A 19,813-nucleotide genomic window follows, 5' to 3' on the forward strand; every position below is an offset into this window, starting at 1 on the left:
ACACAGGAAAGGAGGTAGCACGTTGAGAAAATCTCTCGAGACAGGAAAATGCGTTGTTCTGGAAGTGTTGACACCAAGAGGCACAAATCTGGATAAATTCATGGAGTTCACCGAAGAAGCCTGGAAGACTGGCATCGACGCGTTCACGGTGACCGACATGCCGATGGGAAGAGTGAGAATGGCTCCCTGGGCTGCTTCCCACCTTCTTGTGGAAAGCGGAAAAGATGTTCTCATGCACTTTACGAGGAACACAAGGAATATGATAAGAATACAATCTGACCTTCTGGGCTGTCATGCCCTCGGAGTGAAGAATCTGCTCCTTCTGTCCGGAGACAATCCTTCCCACGGTGATTACCCTGAAACGACCTCCGTTAACGATATAGATATCTTAGACCTCATAAGACTCACAAAGCTCATGAACGAAGGAACAGATCTTGCCGGAAACAAGATCTATGGAAAAACAGATTTCTTCGTCGGTGGTGCGCTGAATCCCTTCAGCGATGAAGACGTAGAAAGGGCCAAACAGAAGATTGAAGCCGGCGTTGATTTCCTTGTCACCCAGCCGCTTTTCAACAGCGAGGTGGCAAAAAAGATCAAGGAAGAACTGAACACGAAAATTCTCGCTTCTATAGTTTTCTTTGAAAACGCAAAACAGATGGGCTACTTCTCGAACGTTCCTGGAATAGAAATACCCGATGAGATAGTGAATTCCGCGGAGAAGGGAGACGATTACCTGAAAGAAAAAAGCTTTGAAAGTGTGCTCAGATTCGTTGAAGAGACAAAAGATGTACTGGATGGTTTCTACATAGTGGCCATAGTGAAAGATCTCGAAAAAATCAGGAAGGTGGTAGAAATTGCCAAAAGTTGAAATAGACCCAAAAGATATAAAGATTCCAAACAACGTTTTGAAGTCAAAACTCGGTTTTGGAAGAGCAGAAGAGATACCCGAAGAATTCAGGAAAATGGTGAAAAGGGCGTATGAAGAGCTTCACGATGTGGCGAAACCTGTGGTTCTGTGGCGAGATTTCGAGGTGGACGGTTCTCTCTCTTTCGACAACATGGAACTCACGGGTGAACTTGCAACGAAACACCTTTCTGGGAGTAAGATCATCACAGTTTTTCTTGCGACCCTCGGAAAAAAGGTGGACAAAAAGATAGAGGAATACTTTAGAAAAGGAGAGGATCTTCTCGCGTTCTTCATCGATGGAATCGCTTCAGAGATGGTGGAGTACGCTTTGAGAAAGGTGGATGCGGAGCTCAGAATGAAAAGATCCAACCTGGAGGGAAGTTTTAGAATTTCACCCGGATATGGAGACCTCCCGCTTTCCTTGAACAAAAAGATCGTCGAAATTTTCAAGGAAGAAGTGGACGTCGATGTGTTCGAAGACTCTTACGTGCTCGTTCCCAGAAAAACCATCACAGCATTCGTAGGCTGGAGGGAGAAGAATGAGAAACAGACGTGAGGTTTCAAAATTGCTTTCAGAGAGAGTGTTGCTTTTGGATGGAGCCTACGGAACGGAGTTCATGAAGTACGGATACGATGACCTTCCCGAAGAGCTGAATATAAAAGCACCCGACGTGGTGCTGAAGGTTCATAGAAGTTACATAGAGAGTGGATCGGATGTCATTCTGACGAACACGTTCGGTGCCACAAGGATGAAACTGAGAAAACACGGCCTGGAGGACAAACTGGATCCTATTGTGAGAAACGCTGTGAGAATCGCAAGAAGAGCAGCTGGAGAAAAGCTTGTTTTTGGAGATATCGGACCGACGGGAGAACTTCCCTATCCACTCGGAAACACTTTGTTCGAGGAATTCTACGAGAACTTCAGAGAAACCGTGAAGATAATGGTCGAGGAAGGTGTGGATGGAATCATCTTTGAGACGTTCTCGGACATTCTAGAGTTGAAAGCCGCTGTGCTCGCGGCAAGGGAAGTCTCCCGTGATGTTTTCCTGATTGCCCACATGACATTCGATGAGAAGGGAAGAAGTCTCACAGGGACAGATCCCGCAAACTTCGCCATCACGTTCGATGAACTGGATGTCGATGCCCTCGGTATAAACTGTTCACTCGGGCCCGAAGAGATCCTTCCCATTTTTCAGGAACTGTCCCAGTACACAGACAAGTTTCTCGTAGTTGAACCGAACGCGGGAAAGCCCATCGTGGAAAACGGGAAAACCGTGTATCCTTTGAAACCACATGACTTTGCCGTTCATATAGATTCCTATTACGAACTCGGTGTGAACATATTCGGAGGCTGTTGCGGAACCACCCCTGAACACGTGAAGCTCTTCAGAAAAGTTCTTGGAAATAGAAAGCCTCTTAAAAGAAAGAAAAAGAGAATATTTGCTGTTTCTTCTCCTTCAAAACTCGTGACGTTCGATCACTTTGTTGTCATAGGAGAGAGGATAAACCCGGCAGGTAGAAAGAAGCTATGGGCGGAGATGCAGAAAGGAAACGAAGAAATCGTGATCAACGAAGCAAAGACACAGGTGGAAAAAGGTGCGGAAGTGCTCGATGTGAACTTCGGGATAGAATCCCAGATAGACGTACGATACGTGGAAAAGATCGTTCAGGCACTTCCGTATGTTTCGAACGTTCCTCTCTCCTTGGACATCCAAAGCGTTGACCTCACAGAGAAAGCGCTCAGAACCTACCCGGGAAGACCCCTTTTCAACTCGTCCAAGGTGGATGAAGAAGAACTCGAAAAGAAAATAAACCTGTTGAAGAAATACGGTGGAACACTCATCGTACTTTTGATGGGAAAAGACGTTCCAAAAAGCTTCGAAGAGAGAAAAGAGTACTTCGAAAAGGCTCTGAAAATCCTGGAGAGACACAATTTCTCAGACAGAGTGATCTTCGATCCAGGAGTTCTGCCTCTCGGTGCAGAAGGAAAACCGGTAGAAGTACTGAAGACCATAGAATTCATTTCAAACAGGGGTTTCAACACGACTGTTGGTCTTTCCAATCTGTCTTTCGGACTTCCTGACAGAAGTTATTACAACACCGCTTTTCTCGTTCTTGGAATATCTAAAGGCCTGAGCTCTGCCATCATGAATCCCCTCGACGAAATACTAATGAAGACCTTGAACGCTACACTTGTGATATTAGAGAAGAAGGAACTTCCCAGAGCTGAAGTGAAGGAAGAAAAACTGGTTGAAATCATACTCTCCGGGAACCGGTCGGAACTCGAGAGGCTCGTGGAGGATTTTCTGAAGGAAAAAGATCCTCTTTCCATAATAGAAGAACAATTGAGGCCGGCGATGGAGCGTATTGGAGAACTCTACGATAAGGGAAAAATCTTTCTTCCGCAACTCATCCTCGCCGCTCAAACGGTGAAACCCGCGTTCGACAAACTGACATCGATGCTTCCGTCAGACAGTCAGGGTGAAACGTTCGTCATTGCAACAGTCAAGGGTGATGTGCATGACATAGGAAAGAACATAGTGGCGTCTGTCATCAGAAGCAGCGGGTACCGCGTGGTGGACCTTGGAAAGGACGTGGAAACATCGAAAATATTGGAAACCGTGGAAAAAGAAAGACCCGTTGCACTCGGTCTGTCTGCAATGATGACAACCACCGTCGGAAGAATAAAGGAAGTTGTGGAAAAGCTCAAAGAAAAGAACCTGAAAATCCCCGTCATAGTGGGTGGTGCTTCCCTGAACGAAAAACTTGCAAAGGAGCTAGGAGCGGACTATTACGCAAGGAACGCTTCCGAAGCGGTAAAAATATTGAAATCTCTCGGGAGATGAGATTGTGGACACCATTGTCGCTGTAGCTACCCCTCCCGGAAAAGGAGCAATCGCGATTCTCAGGTTGAGCGGTCCAGATAGCTGGAAAATCGTTCAGAAACACCTTCGGACGCGATCGAAAATCGTTCCACGAAAGGCAATCCACGGCTGGATCCACGAAAACGGAGAAGATGTGGATGAGGTAGTGGTCGTTTTCTACAAATCACCGAAGAGTTACACAGGAGAGGACATGGTAGAGGTGATGTGCCACGGAGGACCGCTCGTGGTGAAAAAGCTGCTGGATCTCTTCTTGAAATCTGGAGCGAGAATGGCTGAACCCGGCGAGTTCACAAAACGAGCTTTTTTGAACGGAAAAATGGATCTCACTTCGGCAGAGGCTGTGAGAGATCTCATAGAGGCAAAAAGTGAAACCAGTTTGAAACTCTCCCTGAGGAACCTCAAGGGAGGATTGAAGGACTTTGTTGAGAGCTTGAGAAGAGAACTCATAGAAGTCCTTGCTGAGATACGGGTAGAGCTCGATTATCCAGACGAGATAGAAACGAACACAGGCGAAGTGGTGACCAGGCTGGAGCGAATAAAAGAAAAGCTCACAGAAGAACTGAAAAAAGCAGATGCAGGCATTCTTCTCAACAGAGGACTCAGGATGGTCATCGCGGGAAAGCCCAACGTGGGAAAATCTACTCTTCTGAATCGACTTTTGAACGAGGACAGGGCGATCGTCACAGATATACCCGGAACAACAAGGGATGTTATCAGTGAAGAAATCGTCATAAGAGGAATTCTTTTCAGGATAGTCGACACAGCGGGTGTGAGATCGGAAACGAACGATCTGGTCGAGAGACTGGGGATAGAGAGAACTCTTCAGGAAATAGAGAAAGCTGACATAGTACTGTTTGTGCTCGATGCTTCTTCACCACTTGACGAAGAGGACAGAAAAATCCTCGAAAGGATAAAGAACAAACGCTATCTTGTGGTGATAAACAAAGTGGATGTGGTGGAGAAGATAAATGAAGAGGAGATAAAAAACAAACTCGGAACAGACAGACACATGGTGAAGATATCTGCCCTGAAAGGAGAAGGACTTGAAAAGCTGGAAGAATCCATCTACAGAGAAACTCAGGAGATCTTTGAAAGAGGTTCTGATTCCCTTATAACGAACCTTCGACAAAAGCAGTTGCTTGAAAACGTTAAAGGACATCTGGAAGACGCTATAAAGTCTTTGAAGGAAGGAATGCCGGTTGATATGGCTTCTATAGATCTAGAGAGGGCTCTCAATCTTCTCGATGAAGTGACAGGAAGGAGCTTCAGGGAAGATCTGCTTGATACCATATTCTCCAATTTCTGCGTTGGAAAATGAATGAGGGGAAGGGGTTCCCCTTCCCCTATCACTTGACCTTCTCTTTGAGAGCTTTTCCGGGTTTGAACTTCGGAACCTTTCTTTCGGGAATGGTGATGGGTTTTCTTGTCTGAGGATTCACGCCTTTTCTTGCAGCAGCCTTTCTCACCTCAAAGCTTCCGAACCCAACGATCTGAACCTTTTCCCCTTTTGCGAGAGCTTCTGAGATCGTTTCAAGAATGGTGTCGAGAATCACTCTTACATCCTTCTTCTTCGCACCTGCTTTCTTCGCCACCCTGTCGATGAGTTCCTTTTTGTTCATGAAACCCCCTCCTTTCTAGGGTTGTAAAGCATCCTTCTCACTGCTTGTAAATATACCATTTTACAGTGGGGTGTTGCAAGTCCCTTTACAAAAGCACTTCGAAGCCTGAAAGTTCTAAAATCCCCATAAAAAGCGGAATTTCGAAATATAAGATAAAATTTAGAATTGGTTACAGAAAATTTACAAAACATCCAGGATTCTTTTCGCTATCTCAGCACTACCAATGACCCTTGCTATTTCTTCCAGAGAGGCAGAACGAATATTCTCCAGAGAACCAAAGTATTCAATGAGCTTTTTCTTTCTAATGGGACCTATTCCGGGCACACTGTCAAGAACAGACCTGAGTGATTCTTTCTCCCTCCGCTTTCTGTGGTAACTCACAGCGAATCTGTGTGTTTCGTCTCTTATCTGAACGAGGAGTCTTAAAACCGGGTGATCGTGTGGAAGTTTTATTTCTCTGTTCTCAAAGACAACGGTCTCTTCCTTCTTCGCGAGTCCAACCACGGGACAGTCCTTTCCTATTTCCTTTAACGCTTCGACAGCGGCGTTCACCTGCCCTATTCCTCCATCCACGAACAGAAGATTTGGAAGCGGGTGTTTCGAATATCTTCTTTTCACGACTGTTCTTATCGATTCGTAATCATCTGGATGATCCTGTTCGATCTTGTAACGTCTGTAATCGCTCTTTTTGGGAAATCCATCTTCGAACACCACCAGAGAAGCCACGGTGTATTTTCCTTGAAGATGAGAAATATCGATCCCTTCTATCCTGTACGGAAAATCCTTCATGTTCAGGAGCTTCATCAATTCTTCGAGCGCTTCCTTTCTCAATCCTCTCATTTTTAACTCGTTTTCCAGGTTCTTCTTTGCTTTCTCAAGGAGATCTTCTTCTGTGGTGGAACGCGGCGGTCCTACATACTCAAAACCGAGAGACGAGTAATCCATTTCATCCAGATCACTCTCCAGAATGAGAGTTTTCGGGATATCACCTCTCCCGGATACGTAGTATTCTCTGATGAAATCTTCCACATTTCCCCCTTCCATTTCAAAGGAGATCTTCCCTACCAGGTAACCATTTCTGACTCTCAGAACCACGAACAGATCGTGTGCGTGGACCAGAACATCACAGCTGATACTTTCTTCAAAAACCACTCCCTGAGATTCCAGAACATTCGACAGATTCAAAAGAAGATCCCTGTACTTTGCAGCGTTCTCGAAATCGAGCATTCTGCTGTGAGTTTCCATCTTTTCTTTCAGATAATCGAAGACTTCTTCCATGTTCCCCGAGAGGAACTCTTTCAGCCTTCTTACCGCTTCTCCATGCGATTCTATATTTCCAATGCACGGGCCGGTGCACCTACCGAGGTGATAAAGAAAACAGGGCCTCTTTATTCTTTTCAAATCAGATTTACAGGTTCTGAATCCCATTATTTTTTGGAGTATTTCCAGCAGATTTCTGACGAATTGAACACTGGTGTAGGGGCCGAAGTACGTTCCATCCCTCAGTTTTCTCTTCACGATTTCAACGTACGGTATTTCGTCATCGGATATCCTGATGTAAGGATAGAAATTCGTGTCTTTGAGACGAACGTTGTACTTTGGCCTGTACTTCTTTATGAGATTCGCCTCGAGTATGAACGCTTCCCTTTCGTTCATCACAACGATCGTTTCCAGTTCGTCGGCCTCTTCGACAATTCTGAACACTTTCTCCGTCTGGGGATTGAGGTAACTCCTCAATCTACTGGACAATCTCTTTGCTTTTCCTATGTAGATGGGAACACCTTTGTTCTTGAAGATGTAAACACCAGGTTCTTCAGGAGCGAGGAGTATCTTCTTTCTGATCTTCTCTTTCAAAAACCTTCTTCACCTCCTCTTCACTCAAGAATCTGTACTCTCCAGGTTTCATGTCCTCGGGTAGAACGAGTCTGCCAATTCTAGTTCTCTTCAAATGCACTGTTCTTAGACCCACAGCAACCGTCATCCGTTTGATCTGATGATATTTACCCTCCGTTATAACTATCTTCAACGTGTCGTTCGACAGCTTCTCCACACACTTCGCTTTTGCGAAAAAACCGTCCCTTAAAGTCACACCATTTTTCAACTTTTCTATCTTGTCTTCTGTGACTTCTCCTTCTACCTTCACAATGTACTCTTTTTCTACAGACCATTTCGGCGAAATCACACGATGAGCGAAATCACCATCGCTAGTTATTATCAGGAGACCTTCGGCATCTTTATCGAGCCTTCCAACGGGGAAAATTCCTTTCAATGGGGGAAGAAATTCCATGATGGTTTCCGAATGGGGATCTTTCGTGCTGGTCACGTATCCTGAAGGCTTGTAGAAGAGAATGTAAACCTTTCTGTGAAGCTTCACTGTCTCACCATCGAGCGCAACTGCATCGTTCTCCGACACAGGATGATCAGGATCGAGCACTACTCTCCCGTTAACGGTCACCCTGCCCTGTTTTATCAGTTTTTTCACTTCTTTTCTTGTTCCCAAACCACTGTTCGAAAGATACCTGTCCAATCTCATTGTTTTTCCCTGTCCAGGTAGATTATGAGGTTCGAAATGTCGGAAGGATTTATCCCCGGGATTCTCATAGCCTGACCGATGGATCTCGGCCTGATCTTTTTCAATTTATCCCTCGCTTCTGTGGAGAGATTCGGAACTGCATCGTAATCTAAATCGTGCGGTATCTTGTAATTCTCATACTTCTCAAAGACGGCGACCTCTTCGAACATTTTCTGAATGTATCCCTCATATTTCACGTTTATTTCCACCTGTTCCACGACTTCTGGATCATCTATAGGGTTCGGATCCAGAAACTTCAGCGCACTGTAACTCAATTGAGGACGTTTCAAGAGCTGATATAGGGAGACCGACTCTTTGAGAGGACTGGTTCCCAGAGAAGTTAAAAGATCGTTGATCTTGTCAGAAGGTTTTACAACAACCTTCTTCAAACGTTCGATCTCTTCGTTTATTCTGCGTTCAAGACTCAATACCTTTTCGTAGAACCACTTGGGAATCAGCCCCACCCGATAGCCGTACTTCGCCAGCCGCAGATGAGCATTGTCATGGCGTAGAAGAAGACGATACTCGGCCCTTGAAGTGAGAAGCCGATATGGTTCATCCACTCCCCTCGTTACCAGATCGTCTATCAGAACACCAATGTAGGCCTCGGACCTCTTCAAGATGAGAGGAGGTTCTCCCCGAAGTTTGAGAGCAGCGTTTATACCGGCGATTATACCCTGACCAGCCGCTTCTTCGTATCCGCTCGTCCCGTTCACCTGACCTGCGAAGTAGAGATTCTCCACAAGTTTGGATTCAAGCGTGGGATAGAGCTGCCTGGGATCTATGTAGTCGTACTCTATCGCATAGGCAGGACGAGTGATGATAGCGTTTTCCAATCCTTTCACGCTTCTTATCATCTTTATCTGTGCTTCATAGGGCAGGCTCGTACTCAAACCGTTCAGATAGTATTCCTCCGTGTCTCTTCCTTCCGGTTCTACGAAGACCTGATGCGATTCTTTGTCTTTGAATTTGACAACCTTGTCCTCTATGGAAGGACAGTACCTTGGTCCTATTCCCTCTATGAGTTTGACCGTTCCATAAAGGGGCGAAAATTCCAGATACTGTCTTATTATGCTGTGGGTTTCCGGGTTCGTTCTGGTCAGCCAGCAGGGGTAATCTTTCGAGAGTACTCTCGGTTCGTCAAAGAAGGAAAAAGCAAGGGGTTCATCCGAGGTGTCCTGCCTTTCCATAACGGAAAAGTTTATAGAGCGCTTCAACACACGAGCCGGCGTTCCTGTTTTGAATCTACCAACTTCGAATCCCAGTTCTATGAGACTTTCCGTGAGCTTTGTCGCTGGAAACTCTCCCATCCGACCCGCTGGGAATGTGGAACGACCGATGAATATCTTTCCTCTCAAAAAAGTCCCGGTTGTCACGATCACAGCTTTTCCCAGGTAGTCTATCCCGTAATTGTCCACAACTCCCTTAACTCTTCCCTTCTCCGTTAGAATTCTTTCAACGATACCATGTCTCAACACTATGTTCGGATTCGTTTCCAGCTTTCTTTTCATCGTTCTGCTGTACGAGATCTTGTCTATCTGAGCCCTTAAAGCTCTCACAGCGGGCCCTTTGCTCACGTTCAGCATTCGCACGTTTATCATCGTCTCATCGGTTGTTTTGGCCATCTCTCCACCGAGAGCGTCTATTTCACGAACCACAACACCCTTTGCCGGACCACCTACGGCGGGATTGCATGGAGCCCATCCCACGGTGTCCGGATTCACCGTGAGGACAAGTACTCTGAAACCCATTCTAGCAGCCGCAAGAGCCGCCTCTATTCCCGCATGACCGGCTCCCACAACGATCACATCGTAGACACGATCGTCCTCAGGCCTCAAACCAATCACCTCATGCCAGTCTGATGGGCATCACTATGTAGAGGTATCCAGAAATGTCGAGTGGATTTATCTGACAGGGACTGGTAGAATCAACGAAGTTCATTTCGATCTCTTCAGTCTCAATGTGCTTCAAAACGTCCTCGATGAACTTCGGGTTGAAAGCGATCACGAGATCTTCCCCTTCTTTCTGAACTTCAACTTCATCAACCACTTCACCATAATCCGGACTCTTGCTCACAAGTCTCATAACGTTTTCTTCTATTTCGAACTTCACGGACTCGCTTCCCTTGGTGGCGATTACCATCACTCTTCTCAACGATTCCATAAGGTCCTTTCTAGAAACTACCACTTTCGTTTTGAAAGTTTCGGGGATCACCCTTTTGTAATCAGGAAATTCAGCATCGACTACTCTCATCACCGTTTCCACGTCGCTTGTCGTCAGGGAAACCCTCCTCCCATCGTACCTCACCGTTATAGTCGGCTCCGTCGTGTTGTCAAGCACGTTTTGAACTTCTTTCATGCTCTTCAAAGAGAGCAAGAAACTCGCCTCTTCCTCGTTTTCTATCTGCTCCTCTGCGAGTGCAAGTCTGAAACCATCACTTGCAACCAGTCTGAGAAGATTCTTGTGGAGTTCCCAGAAAACTCCATTCAGATTTCGCATGAACTCGTCTTTGGCAGCGGCGAAGATGACCTTTTCAACCATTTCCTCGAGAAGTGAAGTGTCGACTTCGAAAGTTATTCCGGACTCGGCCGGTGTTATCTCTGGAAATTCGTCCGCAGGCATGGTGGTGATCCTGAAAACAGTACTTCCAGAACTTACAACAAGGACATCCCCCTCTAAAGAAAGTTCTGTGATGTCATCTGGAAGAACTTTGACCAGCTTCTGGATGACGTCTCCCGGTACTACAAATCGTGCTTCACCGGAGATTTCAGCAGCGTTCACAGTTGCTTTGACTCCGGTCTCAAGATCGGTTGTACAAATGTAGAAATTTCCATCTTTCACTTCGAAAAGAAATCCGGCAAGAATGGGCTTCACAGATTTCTTTGCGAGTGCTTTTGAGGCAATAGTTATTTTGTCCCTCAATTCAAGAGTCGTAACAGTTACTTTCATCGTCACACCCCCATTAGAATTTTAATATCAGTTTCAGAACCCAATAAACAGCTGCGGAAGTCGCAGCCACCGTTGGTACTATGAGAAGCCAGGATATAACGATGTTCTTCAACACACCAACGTTCACCATTTCAAGTCCTCTGGCGAAGCCAACACCCGTGACAGCTCCCACCACAACGTGCGTCGTGGAGATAGGAAGCCCAAGTGACGAAGCGAGCAGAACCGTCGTCGCAGTGGAAAAATCCACGGTGAATCCCCTGGAATTTGTGAGCGTCGTTATCTTTTCACCTACCGTTTCCATCACTCTCTGCCCAAGGAAGAACACACCAAGTGAGATACCAATTCCCCCAAGAAGAAGCGCCAAGAAGGGTATCTCAACGGTTTTTGGAACAACACCCGTTGACGCAACGATCATGACCGCTGCTACAGGACCTGCCGCGTTGGCAACGTCGTTGGCTCCATGAGAAAAAGAAACGTAGCAGGAAGTGAGAATTTGAGCGCGCTTGAACACATCTTCAACCGCTTCGTACACATCTTTCTTTTCGTTTATCAGCTTTCTCACAGCGAAGTGAACTACGAAAAATGTTACGAGAGAGAAAGCAATACCGAGCAGAAAAGATTCACTGAGAGGCTGTTTGAGCGTCTTTTTTACAAAAAGAGATATCATTGTGAAAACCGCAAGAGATATGAAAAACGGAATAGCCACAGTGGAAGATTTCTTCGGATTTTTTGTGTGGAACACCGAAAGAGAGATCAGTTTGAACATCACAAAGGAAATCAAACCGCCGAGAACAGGTGAAACAACCCAGGAAAGTACTATGAAGAGAAACGTTTTCCAGTTCACGCCATCTATGCCTACCGCCACAAGACCGAATCCTATCATTCCTCCGACTATAGAATGGGTGGTGGAAACGGGATAACCCCAGTTGGTCGCTATCAGGATCCAGAGTGAAGCTGCGATCAAGGCTGACAGTGCACCATACATGAGTTCTACCGGTTGAACTTTCTCCACCTCTACTATTCCCTTGACAATCGTCTGGGAGACATGAGAGCCGAACATAACCGCTCCAAGAAACTCGAGAAACATCGCAATAATGGATGCCTGTCTTACAGTTATGGCCTTTGCTCCAACGGCTGTGGCCATGGAATTCGCCACGTCGTTGGCTCCTATGGAGAAAGCCATGATGAAACCAAGTATGCCAGCTACGATGAGTATTGTCACGTTGTTCCCTCCTCACCTAAGGATGGAATTTATCCTCTTTGTGATATCTTTGCCCTGATCGGCGATTTTTGAAATAAGTCTTGCTACTTTGTTCAAGAAAATCAGATCCACGGGATTCATACTGTTTTTGAGGGAATAGAGTTTTTTTCCAAGATTCCTCGATATTGTGTCGACTTCCCTCTCTTCCATGGACACATCAAAGATTTCTCTTTCTTCCTTTTCCTTTTCAAAAGGTGAAAAACCGCTCTCCGCGAGTGTGCGAAGCTGTTCGATTGCCTCGGTGGTTTCTCTGATAGTATCCAGAACGTTTTCAACGAGTTCTGCGAATAACTCTTTGATATTCTCCGGTACATCTTCAACTCTGTTCATGTCGAGCATGATGACGATATCCCTGACAAGGTCAAGAATCTCATCTGCTTTGTGAACTATGTAAAGAAAATCGTCCTTTTCGAAGTAGGTGTACTTCATTTTTAGATACATCTTCTTCAGCTTTAACTTGATCTCATCTGATTCTCGCTCCAGAGAGATCACACGATTGAGGTGGCCTTCCCCGAATTTTCCGGTGAAGTAATCCTCGATGGCATCTTTGAGAAGCACAACGACCGCTTCGCCTCTTCTGGAAAGATTTATGAGAAGATCGATGGGAGACTCCTCCGGGAGCATTTTTTCTATAAATTTCATACTTTCACCCCTTCTTTCAAAAAAGCGCTTTTTAAGATGATATCAACGAGTTCCTCGAACTCGATTCCTCCCGCTTTCGCACTCGCTGGGAGATCGCTGGTTTCCGTTAGACCCGGTACCGTGTTGATTTCCAGAAAGTAGAACCTGCCATCGCTGAAAATACCATCCACTCTCCCAAAACCTCTGCAGCCAGCTTCCACAAATGCTTTGAGAGCTGTTTCCTTAACGAGGCGTTCTTCTGAAGGATTCAAAGGAGCAGGAAGAATGAACTCCGTTTCACCTTTCGTGTACTTCGCAACGTAATCGTAGAAACGACGCTTTGGTCGCAACTCAAGAACGGGAAGGACCTCAAAACCTTTTTCCGTTTCCAAAATAGACACGGTCATCTCCCTGCCAGGGATGTACTTTTGAACAATCACACTCCCATATCGTGGTAAATCTTCTTTGAGCGCGTGTTGAAACTCTTCATCCGATTCGCAAACGAACACTCCTATGCTTGAACCCTCTCTCCTCGGTTTTACCACACAGGGATACCCAAGGGGAGAAGTTTTCATGAATTCCTTGATCTCCACAAAATCAGGTATCTCGACGGTGCCTTTTAAAAACCTGTAAGTCGCAAGTTTATCAAAACATATCATGCTTGAAAACGCATCGGACCCGGTGTATCTGATCCCCAAAAAATCCAGAATTGCCTGAAACGTTCCATCCTCACCGAAAGTTCCGTGGAGAACGTTGAAGACCACATCAAAACTTTTCAACTGATCCACTTTCTTGAGAAAGTCCTCTTTGACGTCAAAAACTGTGTATTCATACCCAAGTCTTTCAAGAGCTTTTTTTACCCTTTCTCCGCTTCTCAGAGAGATTTCCCTTTCCCTCGACACTCCTCCCATCAGGAGAGCCACTCTCACTGTCTTTCCTCCCCAGGAATATTTTTCCATCGTCTATGACTGCAATTTCATCGTTTCTCACGCTTCTGGTGCTACCACACTCGCATTTCAAATAGAATCCGTATTTCCCAAAAGAGAGTCTCATTTCCTTTCCGCACGAACACTTCTGGTTCGTCGGAAAATCAATCACAATCCTGTCGTTCCTGTCGAACACACTGGAAAAGGATTCATAAAACTCCCGCAAGAGGATTTTGTCTGTTTTCTTACCCTGTTCGACCTCGTCGAGGTCCTTTTCCATTTCAGCTGTGAAAGAAACGCTAACAACGTCAGAGTATTTCTTCTCCAGATAATCCATGACAACGCTTCCAACGATCGTTGGGTAGAGATAGCCCCTGATCTTTTTTATGTAACCCCTGTTCAGCAGAAGCTTTATCGTGGATGCGTAGGTGCTGGGACGACCTATACCAAGTCTTTCCATTTCCTTCACGAGTGAACCTTCAGTGTACCTTGGTTTCGGCTTGGTTTCCTGTTCTTCTATTTCTACAACCACCGGTTTCACAGATTCTCCCTCTTCGAAAGGAAACTCCCCTGTGTTTCTTTCCGTCTTCCAAACCTTTTCGTACCCATCGAAAATCTTCTTCAGTACCGTTCCCTTGAATCTGTACTTTCCATCCTTTGTTCTCAGAATAAAACGAGTTTCCTCATATTGAGAAGACTTCATCTGAGAGGCGAGAAATCTCCTCCATATCAAGTCGTAGAGCTTTTTCTGATCAGAATTCAGGTATTTTCCTGCTTCTTCGGGTGTCATGAAAACGTTCGTGGGACGAATTGCCTCATGCGCGTCCTGTATTTTTGTATTGTTCTTTCTCTTTGTTCCTTTCGAACCAACATAATCCTCTCCAAACACTTCTGTTATCAGATTTCTGGCTTCCTCCTTTGCGTAGTCTGACACACGTGTTGAATCTGTTCTCATATAGGTTATGAACGCGATATGTCCATCTTTTGTTTCCACGCCTTCATACAACTGCTGGGCAATCATCATGGTTTTAGAAACAGAGAAACCCAGTTTGGAATACGCCTCCTGCTGGAGGGTACTGGTTTTGAAGGGGTCTGGAGGTGAAAAGTTTTTCAAAGAAACCTTTTTCTCCTCTACGACGAGTTCGTCTATACTCTTGATCTCTTTCAACGTTTCAGCGTCGAAGAACTTCTTTTCTTTCACATCTATTTCTGCTGTGAGTCCATCGAATTTGACGGTGATCCTGTGGTACTTCTTTGGCACAAACCTGAGGATTTCTCTCTCTCTATCACAAACGAGCTTCAGGGTAGCCGATTGGACCCTGCCGGCGCTCAGGTTGGTTTTAAAATTTTTCCAGAGTATCGGACTCAGAGAATAACCAACGATCCTGTCTAAAATCCTTCTTGCGAGCTGTGCTCGAACTTTCTTCATGTCAATCTCTCGAGGATTTTTAACGGCTTCTCTTATCACGCGAGGAGTGATCTCAGAGAACACAATTCTGTTCTTCTTTCCAAGAGTGTTTGTCACCCTGGCTATGTGCCAGGCTATGGCTTCTCCTTCTCTATCCATATCAGAAGCAATGAGCAGTTCTCCTTTCTTTGCAAGATCTTTCAGCTTTTCGACTACCTTCTCTTTCCCTTTTATCACCACAAATTCCGGTTCGAAATCCTTTTCCAGATCCACACCGAACTTGTTCTTGGGAAGATCTATGATGTGCCCCATCGAAGCGAAGACTTCATATTCGTTTCCAAGAATACTCTTGATCGTCTTCGCCTTGGCAGGAGACTCAACGACGATGTATTTTTTCACTTTCTTACTCATCAGTTACTTCACCTCTTAAAAAGATTCTCCTTCCCAGATTCTTATCGTACTCTGTCCATCCCTGATCTGTTTCGGAACTTTCAATAACCTCAATGAATCGAGCTATCTTGGAATCCAAGTTCTCAACGTGGTGAACTATTAAAGCCTCTATTGTTTTTGGAACCACGGGTGATCCCCACTCGAGCTCTCCGTGGTGCGAGAGAATTATGTGCTCTAACTCGAGGATCTTGTGTTCTGGAATAGACAACTTTTTCCCCGTTTCTCTGACCATAGCCGCTCCTATCGCTATATGCCCTTTCAACTCTCCTTCAGTGGTCACCTCGATCCCGGATTCTGTGATCTTGTATTCTTCCACCTTTCCAACATCATGAAGGAGGGCACCAGTTATGAGAAGATCTCTATCGAGGGAGTAATATTTGCTGATATCTTTGCAAATCTCAGCGACCGTAACGCTGTGCTCCAGAAGTCCGCCTATGTAAGCGTGATGTACCCGCATACCCGCCGGTGATCTGAAGAACTTTTCAGAAAATTCTTCATCTTCGAAAAATGCCTTCAAAAGTTTTTTGTAGTGCTGATCTTTTATTTGATCCAGAAGGACAAAAAGTTTTTTCTTCAAAACTTCCAGGTCTTTCTTCGACTGTGCGACGAATTTTGTGTAATCGTACTCGTCGTTCTTCAGGATCTTTATAGCACCGTAATCGTTATCCACGTTTATCTGTATCCTGTTCTCAAAAAATACCACTCTGCCTTTCACTCTGACGACGCTTCCTTCCTTCAGACGCTGATCGTTGAGTTCAGCATTGTACCAATCCACAGCCCTGACGGTTCCCGTCCTGTCTTCCAGCGTCATGATCAGGAATTTCTTACTGTCTTTCGTCTCTTGGAGTTTTTTACTCCTAATCTTAAGGGTGATTTCAACATTGTCGTTGATATGATTCTTCAAATCCTGAACAAACAGTTCCTGTTTTAACAGATCTCTTGGCATCAAATCACCGAGTTTCAAACCAACCACTTCCCTTCTCGTTAATCAATTTCTTCAAAAGTTCAAAATCCTCCACCGGATGAGAAAAAACACGACGTGTTCCATCACTTAAATAGAAAACAATTGACATCCCGTATCTTTCAACTCGTTCAATCGAAAAAAGGTCAAATAATTCCCTCCTCAGAATCAGTTTGTTTTGTTCTAAATCGATCACCATCTCTTTCTTGAAGAGTGAAATCACCCATACACCAAAGATTATATCCAAAATCAGTAGAGAAATCCTCAAAATCAAATGGAGAGGCTTATAAAAAAGGAAAATTGTGAGGTCAAAGCTCACAACCCATAGCAGAACCATGATGAACTTATACCAGAAAGGGATCCTGAATCTTATTACCATAAATAATGCGGGCCAACAGCCCGCTCACACCTCCGAAATCTGCCCAACGTACTTCTTCACCTTACCAGCTTTCAGACAGGAAGTGCAGACTCTCATTCTCTTAACCGTTCCATCTGGGAGCACCACTCTTACTTTCTGGAGATTGGGTCTGAACCATCTTCCTGACTTTTTGTCCGAGTGGCTAACGGTGTTCCCAGATCTGGGAGCCTTTCCACACACTTCACATTTCTTTGCCATGATCACGACCTCCCGTGAGTCTGATTTCTCTCTCCAAGAGTATACCATAACTATCTCGAATACTTCATGTACTCCCTGATCTTTCTTTCCATTTCCCTCTTTTTTATCGCTTCTCTCTTGTCGTATTTCTTTCTTCCTCGAGCAACGGCTATCTCCACTTTTGCTATCCCGCGATCGTTGAAATATATCTTCAGTGGGACTATCGTTACTCCCTCTTCCTGTACTTTACCCATGAGTCTCTTCAGTTCCCTTTTGTGAAGGAGCAGCTTCCTTGGCCTTTCAGGATCGTGGTTGTAAACTCCACCGTGACTGTAGGGTGGAATGTGTAAATTCAAAAGGTACAGCTCTCCGTTCTTGAAGCGACAGAAGGAATCCTTGAAATTGACTGAGCCGTTCCTCAGGGATTTCACTTCCGTTCCTGTGAGAACGATTCCCGCCTCGTAAGTTTCCAGGATCTCGTAGTCCGTGTAGGCTTTTTTGTTCGTGGCAACAACCTTCACCATCTCACCCCAGCCAGATACCTTCAAAATGGTCTATTCCTTCAGGGGTCACCCTCACAAAATCAACCCGCGCTGGTCCTTTTAATTTGTTCTGAATCATGTAAAATCTCGCTGTCTGTTCCAGGCTCCTCACCTTTTTGAGATCTATTCTTTCAAGAGGATCCACTTTCCCACTTCCGCTTTTGACTTCCACGAAAACTATCTCTCTCCCATCGCGCGCCACTATGTCTATCTCACCGTACTTCGTTCTGTAGTTTCTTTCAAGAATTTTGTAGCCTTTTTTCTTCAAGAATTTACATGCGAGTTCTTCCGCTTCTTTCCAGTCCATCATCTGTGGATTCCGGGGACTTTTATGTGACCGTCTTTTTCTTCCGGGAAGTTCTTCTTTATGAGGTCCCGCATTTCAAAGAACCTCGGATCTCCTTTTCTGAGTTTGGCACTGTCTTCAACGGGTGTGTACATCGGCTCCACACCCTCCACGTCGACTTCGTTGAGGAGCTCCACGTAATCGAGTATCTCCTGAAAATCTTTCATCAGACTTTCTCTCTGGTCTTCGGAGAGTTCTAACCTTGCCAGATTTTCAAGATGAAGTACCAGGTCCTTTGTAACCTTTATCATTTTTTAAAACCCCCTTCAGGTCATCTTTTGAAACTTCAGAAGCTTTTATGTTCTCACTCTTGAGTTCTTCGTAAAGTTCCTCACGAAGAATCTTCACATGCCTTGGTGCCTCTATACCAATTTTAACAGAATTTCCTTCTATCTTCAGGACAGTAATCACTATGTCCTCACCAATCACGATCTTTTCCCCTACTCTTCTAGTGAGAACCAGCACGTTATCACCCCAGCAATCTGTATGCACCGCCGTCGAACCAGATCATTCCCATCAGTTCCATCTCCGATATCACCCTGAGGACCTTCGAAACGCTCCACCCCAATTCTTCAACAAGCTCATCGACTGTTTTTGGCGAACTTCTCAACAGATCGTAGATCTTCTTTTTGTCATCATCGAGCGATGGGGAAGCGATTCTTCTGATTCCAAAATGAGTTTCAAGGTCTTCCTCGTCGGTGAGGGGATAGGCACCTGACTTTATCAGATAGTTCGTACCTTTGCTGGTCTTCCTATCTATATCACCGGGAACGGCGAACACATCACGACCGCTTTCCAGAGCAAACTTCACCGTTATGAGCGCACCGCTTTTGATGGGAGCCTCTGTGACGATGATCGCATCAGAAAGACCCGCTATGATTCGATTTCTCGCTGGAAAATGATGTTTTCGAGCACGAGTTCCCATTGGATACTCACTGACAACACACCCGTTTTTCACAATTTCATGGAAGAGTCGTTCGTTCGATCGCGGATAAACAACATCCACTCCTGTGCCGAGAACCGCCACCGTCTTTCCTCCAGAACTCAGGGCTTCCTTGTGTGCAACGGAATCTATTCCAAACGCCATGCCGGAAACGATCACAAAGTATTCGCTCAGCAGTTTAACAAAGCGCTTTGTGACGTTCACTCCATAACTTGTGGGTCTTCTTGTTCCCACAACTCCCACACACTTTTCTTTCAAGAGCTCAGCATCGCCCCTCACAAAAAGAACAGCTGGCGGATACCTGATCTCCCTCAAGTGCTGGGGGTAGTCATCTTCCCAGAACGAAACGAGCTTCACATTGTGTTTCCTTATCAGTTCCTTTTGCCTTTCTAATTCTTCTTTTCCGCACTTTTCAAGAAACTTCCTCGTCTTTTTTGGATCCGCGTTCTTCAGAAATTTTTCGAGAGGTAACTCCGGTTCCAGTTCCCGAAGATGGAACTCACCACGATGAACGAGCAGAGCCATCTCAAGAGGAGACATTCTTGTACTCCTCGAGAATCTTCTTTATCTTCTCTTCGACACCCTGAGGTCTTCCGGGGAGACACCTGTTCGTTTCCGCCTGACCCTTCACGATCGCCTTCGCGTAGGCTTCACACCCGGCAAAACCGCACGCACCACAGTTTATTCCAGGAAGAACCTCCGTTATCATCTTCACACGTGGATCTTCTTCCACCTTGAATCTTTGCGCAGAATAGGCAAGAAAAGCCCCGAACCCAAAACCCAGAACAGCGAGCAAGAGCGTCGAGTAGATGACTTCCAACTCCTTCA

The 19,813-nt window shown here is 45.4% G+C and carries 21 protein-coding genes; 4 read left to right on the forward strand and 17 right to left on the reverse strand.

Translation table 11 applies throughout. The features are described 5' to 3' along the window. Positions 1–22: 22 nt before the first annotated feature. Genes CELL2_RS03295 through mnmE form a run of 4 tightly spaced genes read left to right on the forward strand, consistent with a single transcriptional unit; the run spans position 23 to position 5,110 of the window. Positions 23–868, forward strand: coding sequence for a methylenetetrahydrofolate reductase (locus CELL2_RS03295; RefSeq protein WP_038033397.1), 846 nt, complete (start codon positions 23–25; stop codon positions 866–868). Further along, positions 855–1,463 carry a Vitamin B12 dependent methionine synthase activation region gene (locus CELL2_RS03300; RefSeq protein WP_012896218.1) on the forward strand — a complete coding sequence of 203 codons (609 nt, stop codon included), beginning with the start codon at positions 855–857 and terminating at the stop codon, positions 1,461–1,463. Before CELL2_RS03295 ends, CELL2_RS03300 begins: the two co-directional genes overlap by 14 nt. Next, a complete protein-coding gene (locus CELL2_RS03305; protein ID WP_011943266.1) occupies positions 1,447–3,753 on the forward strand; it encodes a homocysteine S-methyltransferase family protein in 2,307 nt (768 codons plus the stop codon). Before CELL2_RS03300 ends, CELL2_RS03305 begins: the two co-directional genes overlap by 17 nt. A gap of 4 nt (positions 3,754–3,757) precedes the next feature. After that, positions 3,758–5,110, forward strand: a complete 1,353-nt coding sequence (gene mnmE / locus CELL2_RS03310) for a tRNA uridine-5-carboxymethylaminomethyl(34) synthesis GTPase MnmE (protein WP_038033396.1) — start codon at positions 3,758–3,760, stop codon at positions 5,108–5,110. Between the two features lie 28 nt (positions 5,111–5,138). Here the strand turns inward: mnmE and hup are convergent, their stop codons facing one another. The 17 genes from hup to CELL2_RS03400 form a co-directional block, all read right to left on the reverse strand. After that, on the reverse strand, positions 5,139–5,411 hold the full coding sequence (gene hup, locus CELL2_RS03315) for a DNA-binding protein HU (RefSeq protein WP_011943268.1): 273 nt from the start codon (positions 5,409–5,411) through the stop codon (positions 5,139–5,141). Between the two features lie 180 nt (positions 5,412–5,591). Further along, positions 5,592–7,265, reverse strand: a complete 1,674-nt coding sequence (gene uvrC / locus CELL2_RS03320; protein WP_011943269.1) for an excinuclease ABC subunit UvrC — start codon at positions 7,263–7,265, stop codon at positions 5,592–5,594. Further along, entirely contained in the window at positions 7,225–7,944 is a 720-nt protein-coding gene (locus CELL2_RS03325; RefSeq protein ID WP_038033394.1) for a pseudouridine synthase, read from the reverse strand. The genes uvrC and CELL2_RS03325 overlap by 41 nt, the downstream gene beginning before the upstream one ends. Beyond that, positions 7,941–9,821 carry a tRNA uridine-5-carboxymethylaminomethyl(34) synthesis enzyme MnmG gene (gene mnmG, locus CELL2_RS03330; protein WP_038033393.1) on the reverse strand — a complete coding sequence of 627 codons (1,881 nt, stop codon included), beginning with the start codon at positions 9,819–9,821 and terminating at the stop codon, positions 7,941–7,943. The genes CELL2_RS03325 and mnmG overlap by 4 nt, the downstream gene beginning before the upstream one ends. Before the next feature lie 10 nt (positions 9,822–9,831). Further along, complete coding sequence (gene dnaN, locus CELL2_RS03335) at positions 9,832–10,932, reverse strand: DNA polymerase III subunit beta (protein ID WP_038033391.1); 1,101 nt, start codon at positions 10,930–10,932, stop codon at positions 9,832–9,834. 13 nt (positions 10,933–10,945) lie between these two features. Further along, on the reverse strand, positions 10,946–12,154 hold the full coding sequence (locus CELL2_RS03340; RefSeq protein ID WP_038033389.1) for an inorganic phosphate transporter: 1,209 nt from the start codon (positions 12,152–12,154) through the stop codon (positions 10,946–10,948). Positions 12,155–12,166: 12 nt separating this feature from the next. Then, positions 12,167–12,835 carry a DUF47 domain-containing protein gene (locus CELL2_RS03345; RefSeq protein WP_038033387.1) on the reverse strand — a complete coding sequence of 223 codons (669 nt, stop codon included), beginning with the start codon at positions 12,833–12,835 and terminating at the stop codon, positions 12,167–12,169. Beyond that, positions 12,832–13,743 carry a D-alanine--D-alanine ligase gene (locus CELL2_RS03350; RefSeq protein WP_038033386.1) on the reverse strand — a complete coding sequence of 304 codons (912 nt, stop codon included), beginning with the start codon at positions 13,741–13,743 and terminating at the stop codon, positions 12,832–12,834. Before CELL2_RS03350 ends, CELL2_RS03345 begins: the two co-directional genes overlap by 4 nt. Continuing rightward, a complete protein-coding gene (topA, locus tag CELL2_RS03355; protein ID WP_038033385.1) occupies positions 13,658–15,559 on the reverse strand; it encodes a type I DNA topoisomerase in 1,902 nt (633 codons plus the stop codon). The genes CELL2_RS03350 and topA overlap by 86 nt, the downstream gene beginning before the upstream one ends. Next, complete coding sequence (locus CELL2_RS03360; protein WP_038033383.1) at positions 15,552–16,562, reverse strand: 3'-5' exoribonuclease YhaM family protein; 1,011 nt, start codon at positions 16,560–16,562, stop codon at positions 15,552–15,554. Before CELL2_RS03360 ends, topA begins: the two co-directional genes overlap by 8 nt. A gap of 400 nt (positions 16,563–16,962) precedes the next feature. Beyond that, the gene (rpmB, locus tag CELL2_RS03370; RefSeq protein ID WP_038033379.1) at positions 16,963–17,175 is read right to left on the reverse strand and encodes a 50S ribosomal protein L28; all 213 of its coding nucleotides are present in this window, start codon (positions 17,173–17,175) and stop codon (positions 16,963–16,965) included. 50 nt (positions 17,176–17,225) lie between these two features. Next, complete coding sequence (gene smpB, locus CELL2_RS03375) at positions 17,226–17,678, reverse strand: SsrA-binding protein SmpB (protein ID WP_038033376.1); 453 nt, start codon at positions 17,676–17,678, stop codon at positions 17,226–17,228. Between the two features lies 1 nt (position 17,679). Continuing rightward, positions 17,680–18,006, reverse strand: coding sequence for a YraN family protein (locus tag CELL2_RS03380; RefSeq protein ID WP_038033374.1), 327 nt, complete (start codon positions 18,004–18,006; stop codon positions 17,680–17,682). Next, positions 18,003–18,293, reverse strand: a complete 291-nt coding sequence (gatC, locus tag CELL2_RS03385) for an Asp-tRNA(Asn)/Glu-tRNA(Gln) amidotransferase subunit GatC (protein ID WP_004082956.1) — start codon at positions 18,291–18,293, stop codon at positions 18,003–18,005. The genes CELL2_RS03380 and gatC overlap by 4 nt, the downstream gene beginning before the upstream one ends. Continuing rightward, positions 18,256–18,507 (reverse strand): carbon storage regulator CsrA, encoded by a 252-nt coding sequence (csrA, locus tag CELL2_RS03390; RefSeq protein WP_011943281.1) that lies wholly within the window; start codon positions 18,505–18,507, stop codon positions 18,256–18,258. Before csrA ends, gatC begins: the two co-directional genes overlap by 38 nt. A 4-nt stretch (positions 18,508–18,511) precedes the next feature. Beyond that, positions 18,512–19,525, reverse strand: coding sequence for a DNA-processing protein DprA (gene dprA / locus CELL2_RS03395; protein ID WP_038033372.1), 1,014 nt, complete (start codon positions 19,523–19,525; stop codon positions 18,512–18,514). Beyond that, positions 19,512–19,805, reverse strand: coding sequence for an RnfABCDGE type electron transport complex subunit B (locus CELL2_RS03400; protein WP_004082953.1), 294 nt, complete (start codon positions 19,803–19,805; stop codon positions 19,512–19,514). The genes dprA and CELL2_RS03400 overlap by 14 nt, the downstream gene beginning before the upstream one ends. Between the last annotated feature and the right edge of the window lie 8 nt (positions 19,806–19,813).

The organism is Thermotoga sp. Cell2 (assembly GCF_000789375.1).
Classification (GTDB): Bacteria; Thermotogota; Thermotogae; order Thermotogales; family Thermotogaceae; genus Thermotoga; species Thermotoga petrophila.

Bases quoted from the DNA above. Each gene is read 5' to 3' on its own strand.
- CELL2_RS03305 (WP_011943266.1), top strand. From the start codon at position 1,447: ATGAGAAACAGACGTGAGGTTTCAAAATTGCTTTCAGAGAGAGTGTTG.
- hup (WP_011943268.1), bottom strand. From the start codon at position 5,411: ATGAACAAAAAGGAACTCATCGACAGGGTGGCGAAGAAAGCAGGTGCG.
- CELL2_RS03325 (WP_038033394.1), bottom strand. From the start codon at position 7,944: ATGAGATTGGACAGGTATCTTTCGAACAGTGGTTTGGGAACAAGAAAA.
- dnaN (WP_038033391.1), bottom strand. From the start codon at position 10,932: ATGAAAGTAACTGTTACGACTCTTGAATTGAGGGACAAAATAACTATT.
- CELL2_RS03345 (WP_038033387.1), bottom strand. From the start codon at position 12,835: ATGAAATTTATAGAAAAAATGCTCCCGGAGGAGTCTCCCATCGATCTT.
- topA (WP_038033385.1), bottom strand. From the start codon at position 15,559: ATGAGTAAGAAAGTGAAAAAATACATCGTCGTTGAGTCTCCTGCCAAG.
- rpmB (WP_038033379.1), bottom strand. From the start codon at position 17,175: ATGGCAAAGAAATGTGAAGTGTGTGGAAAGGCTCCCAGATCTGGGAAC.
- smpB (WP_038033376.1), bottom strand. From the start codon at position 17,678: ATGGTGAAGGTTGTTGCCACGAACAAAAAAGCCTACACGGACTACGAG.
- CELL2_RS03380 (WP_038033374.1), bottom strand. From the start codon at position 18,006: ATGATGGACTGGAAAGAAGCGGAAGAACTCGCATGTAAATTCTTGAAG.
- gatC (WP_004082956.1), bottom strand. From the start codon at position 18,293: ATGATAAAGGTTACAAAGGACCTGGTACTTCATCTTGAAAATCTGGCA.
- dprA (WP_038033372.1), bottom strand. From the start codon at position 19,525: ATGTCTCCTCTTGAGATGGCTCTGCTCGTTCATCGTGGTGAGTTCCAT.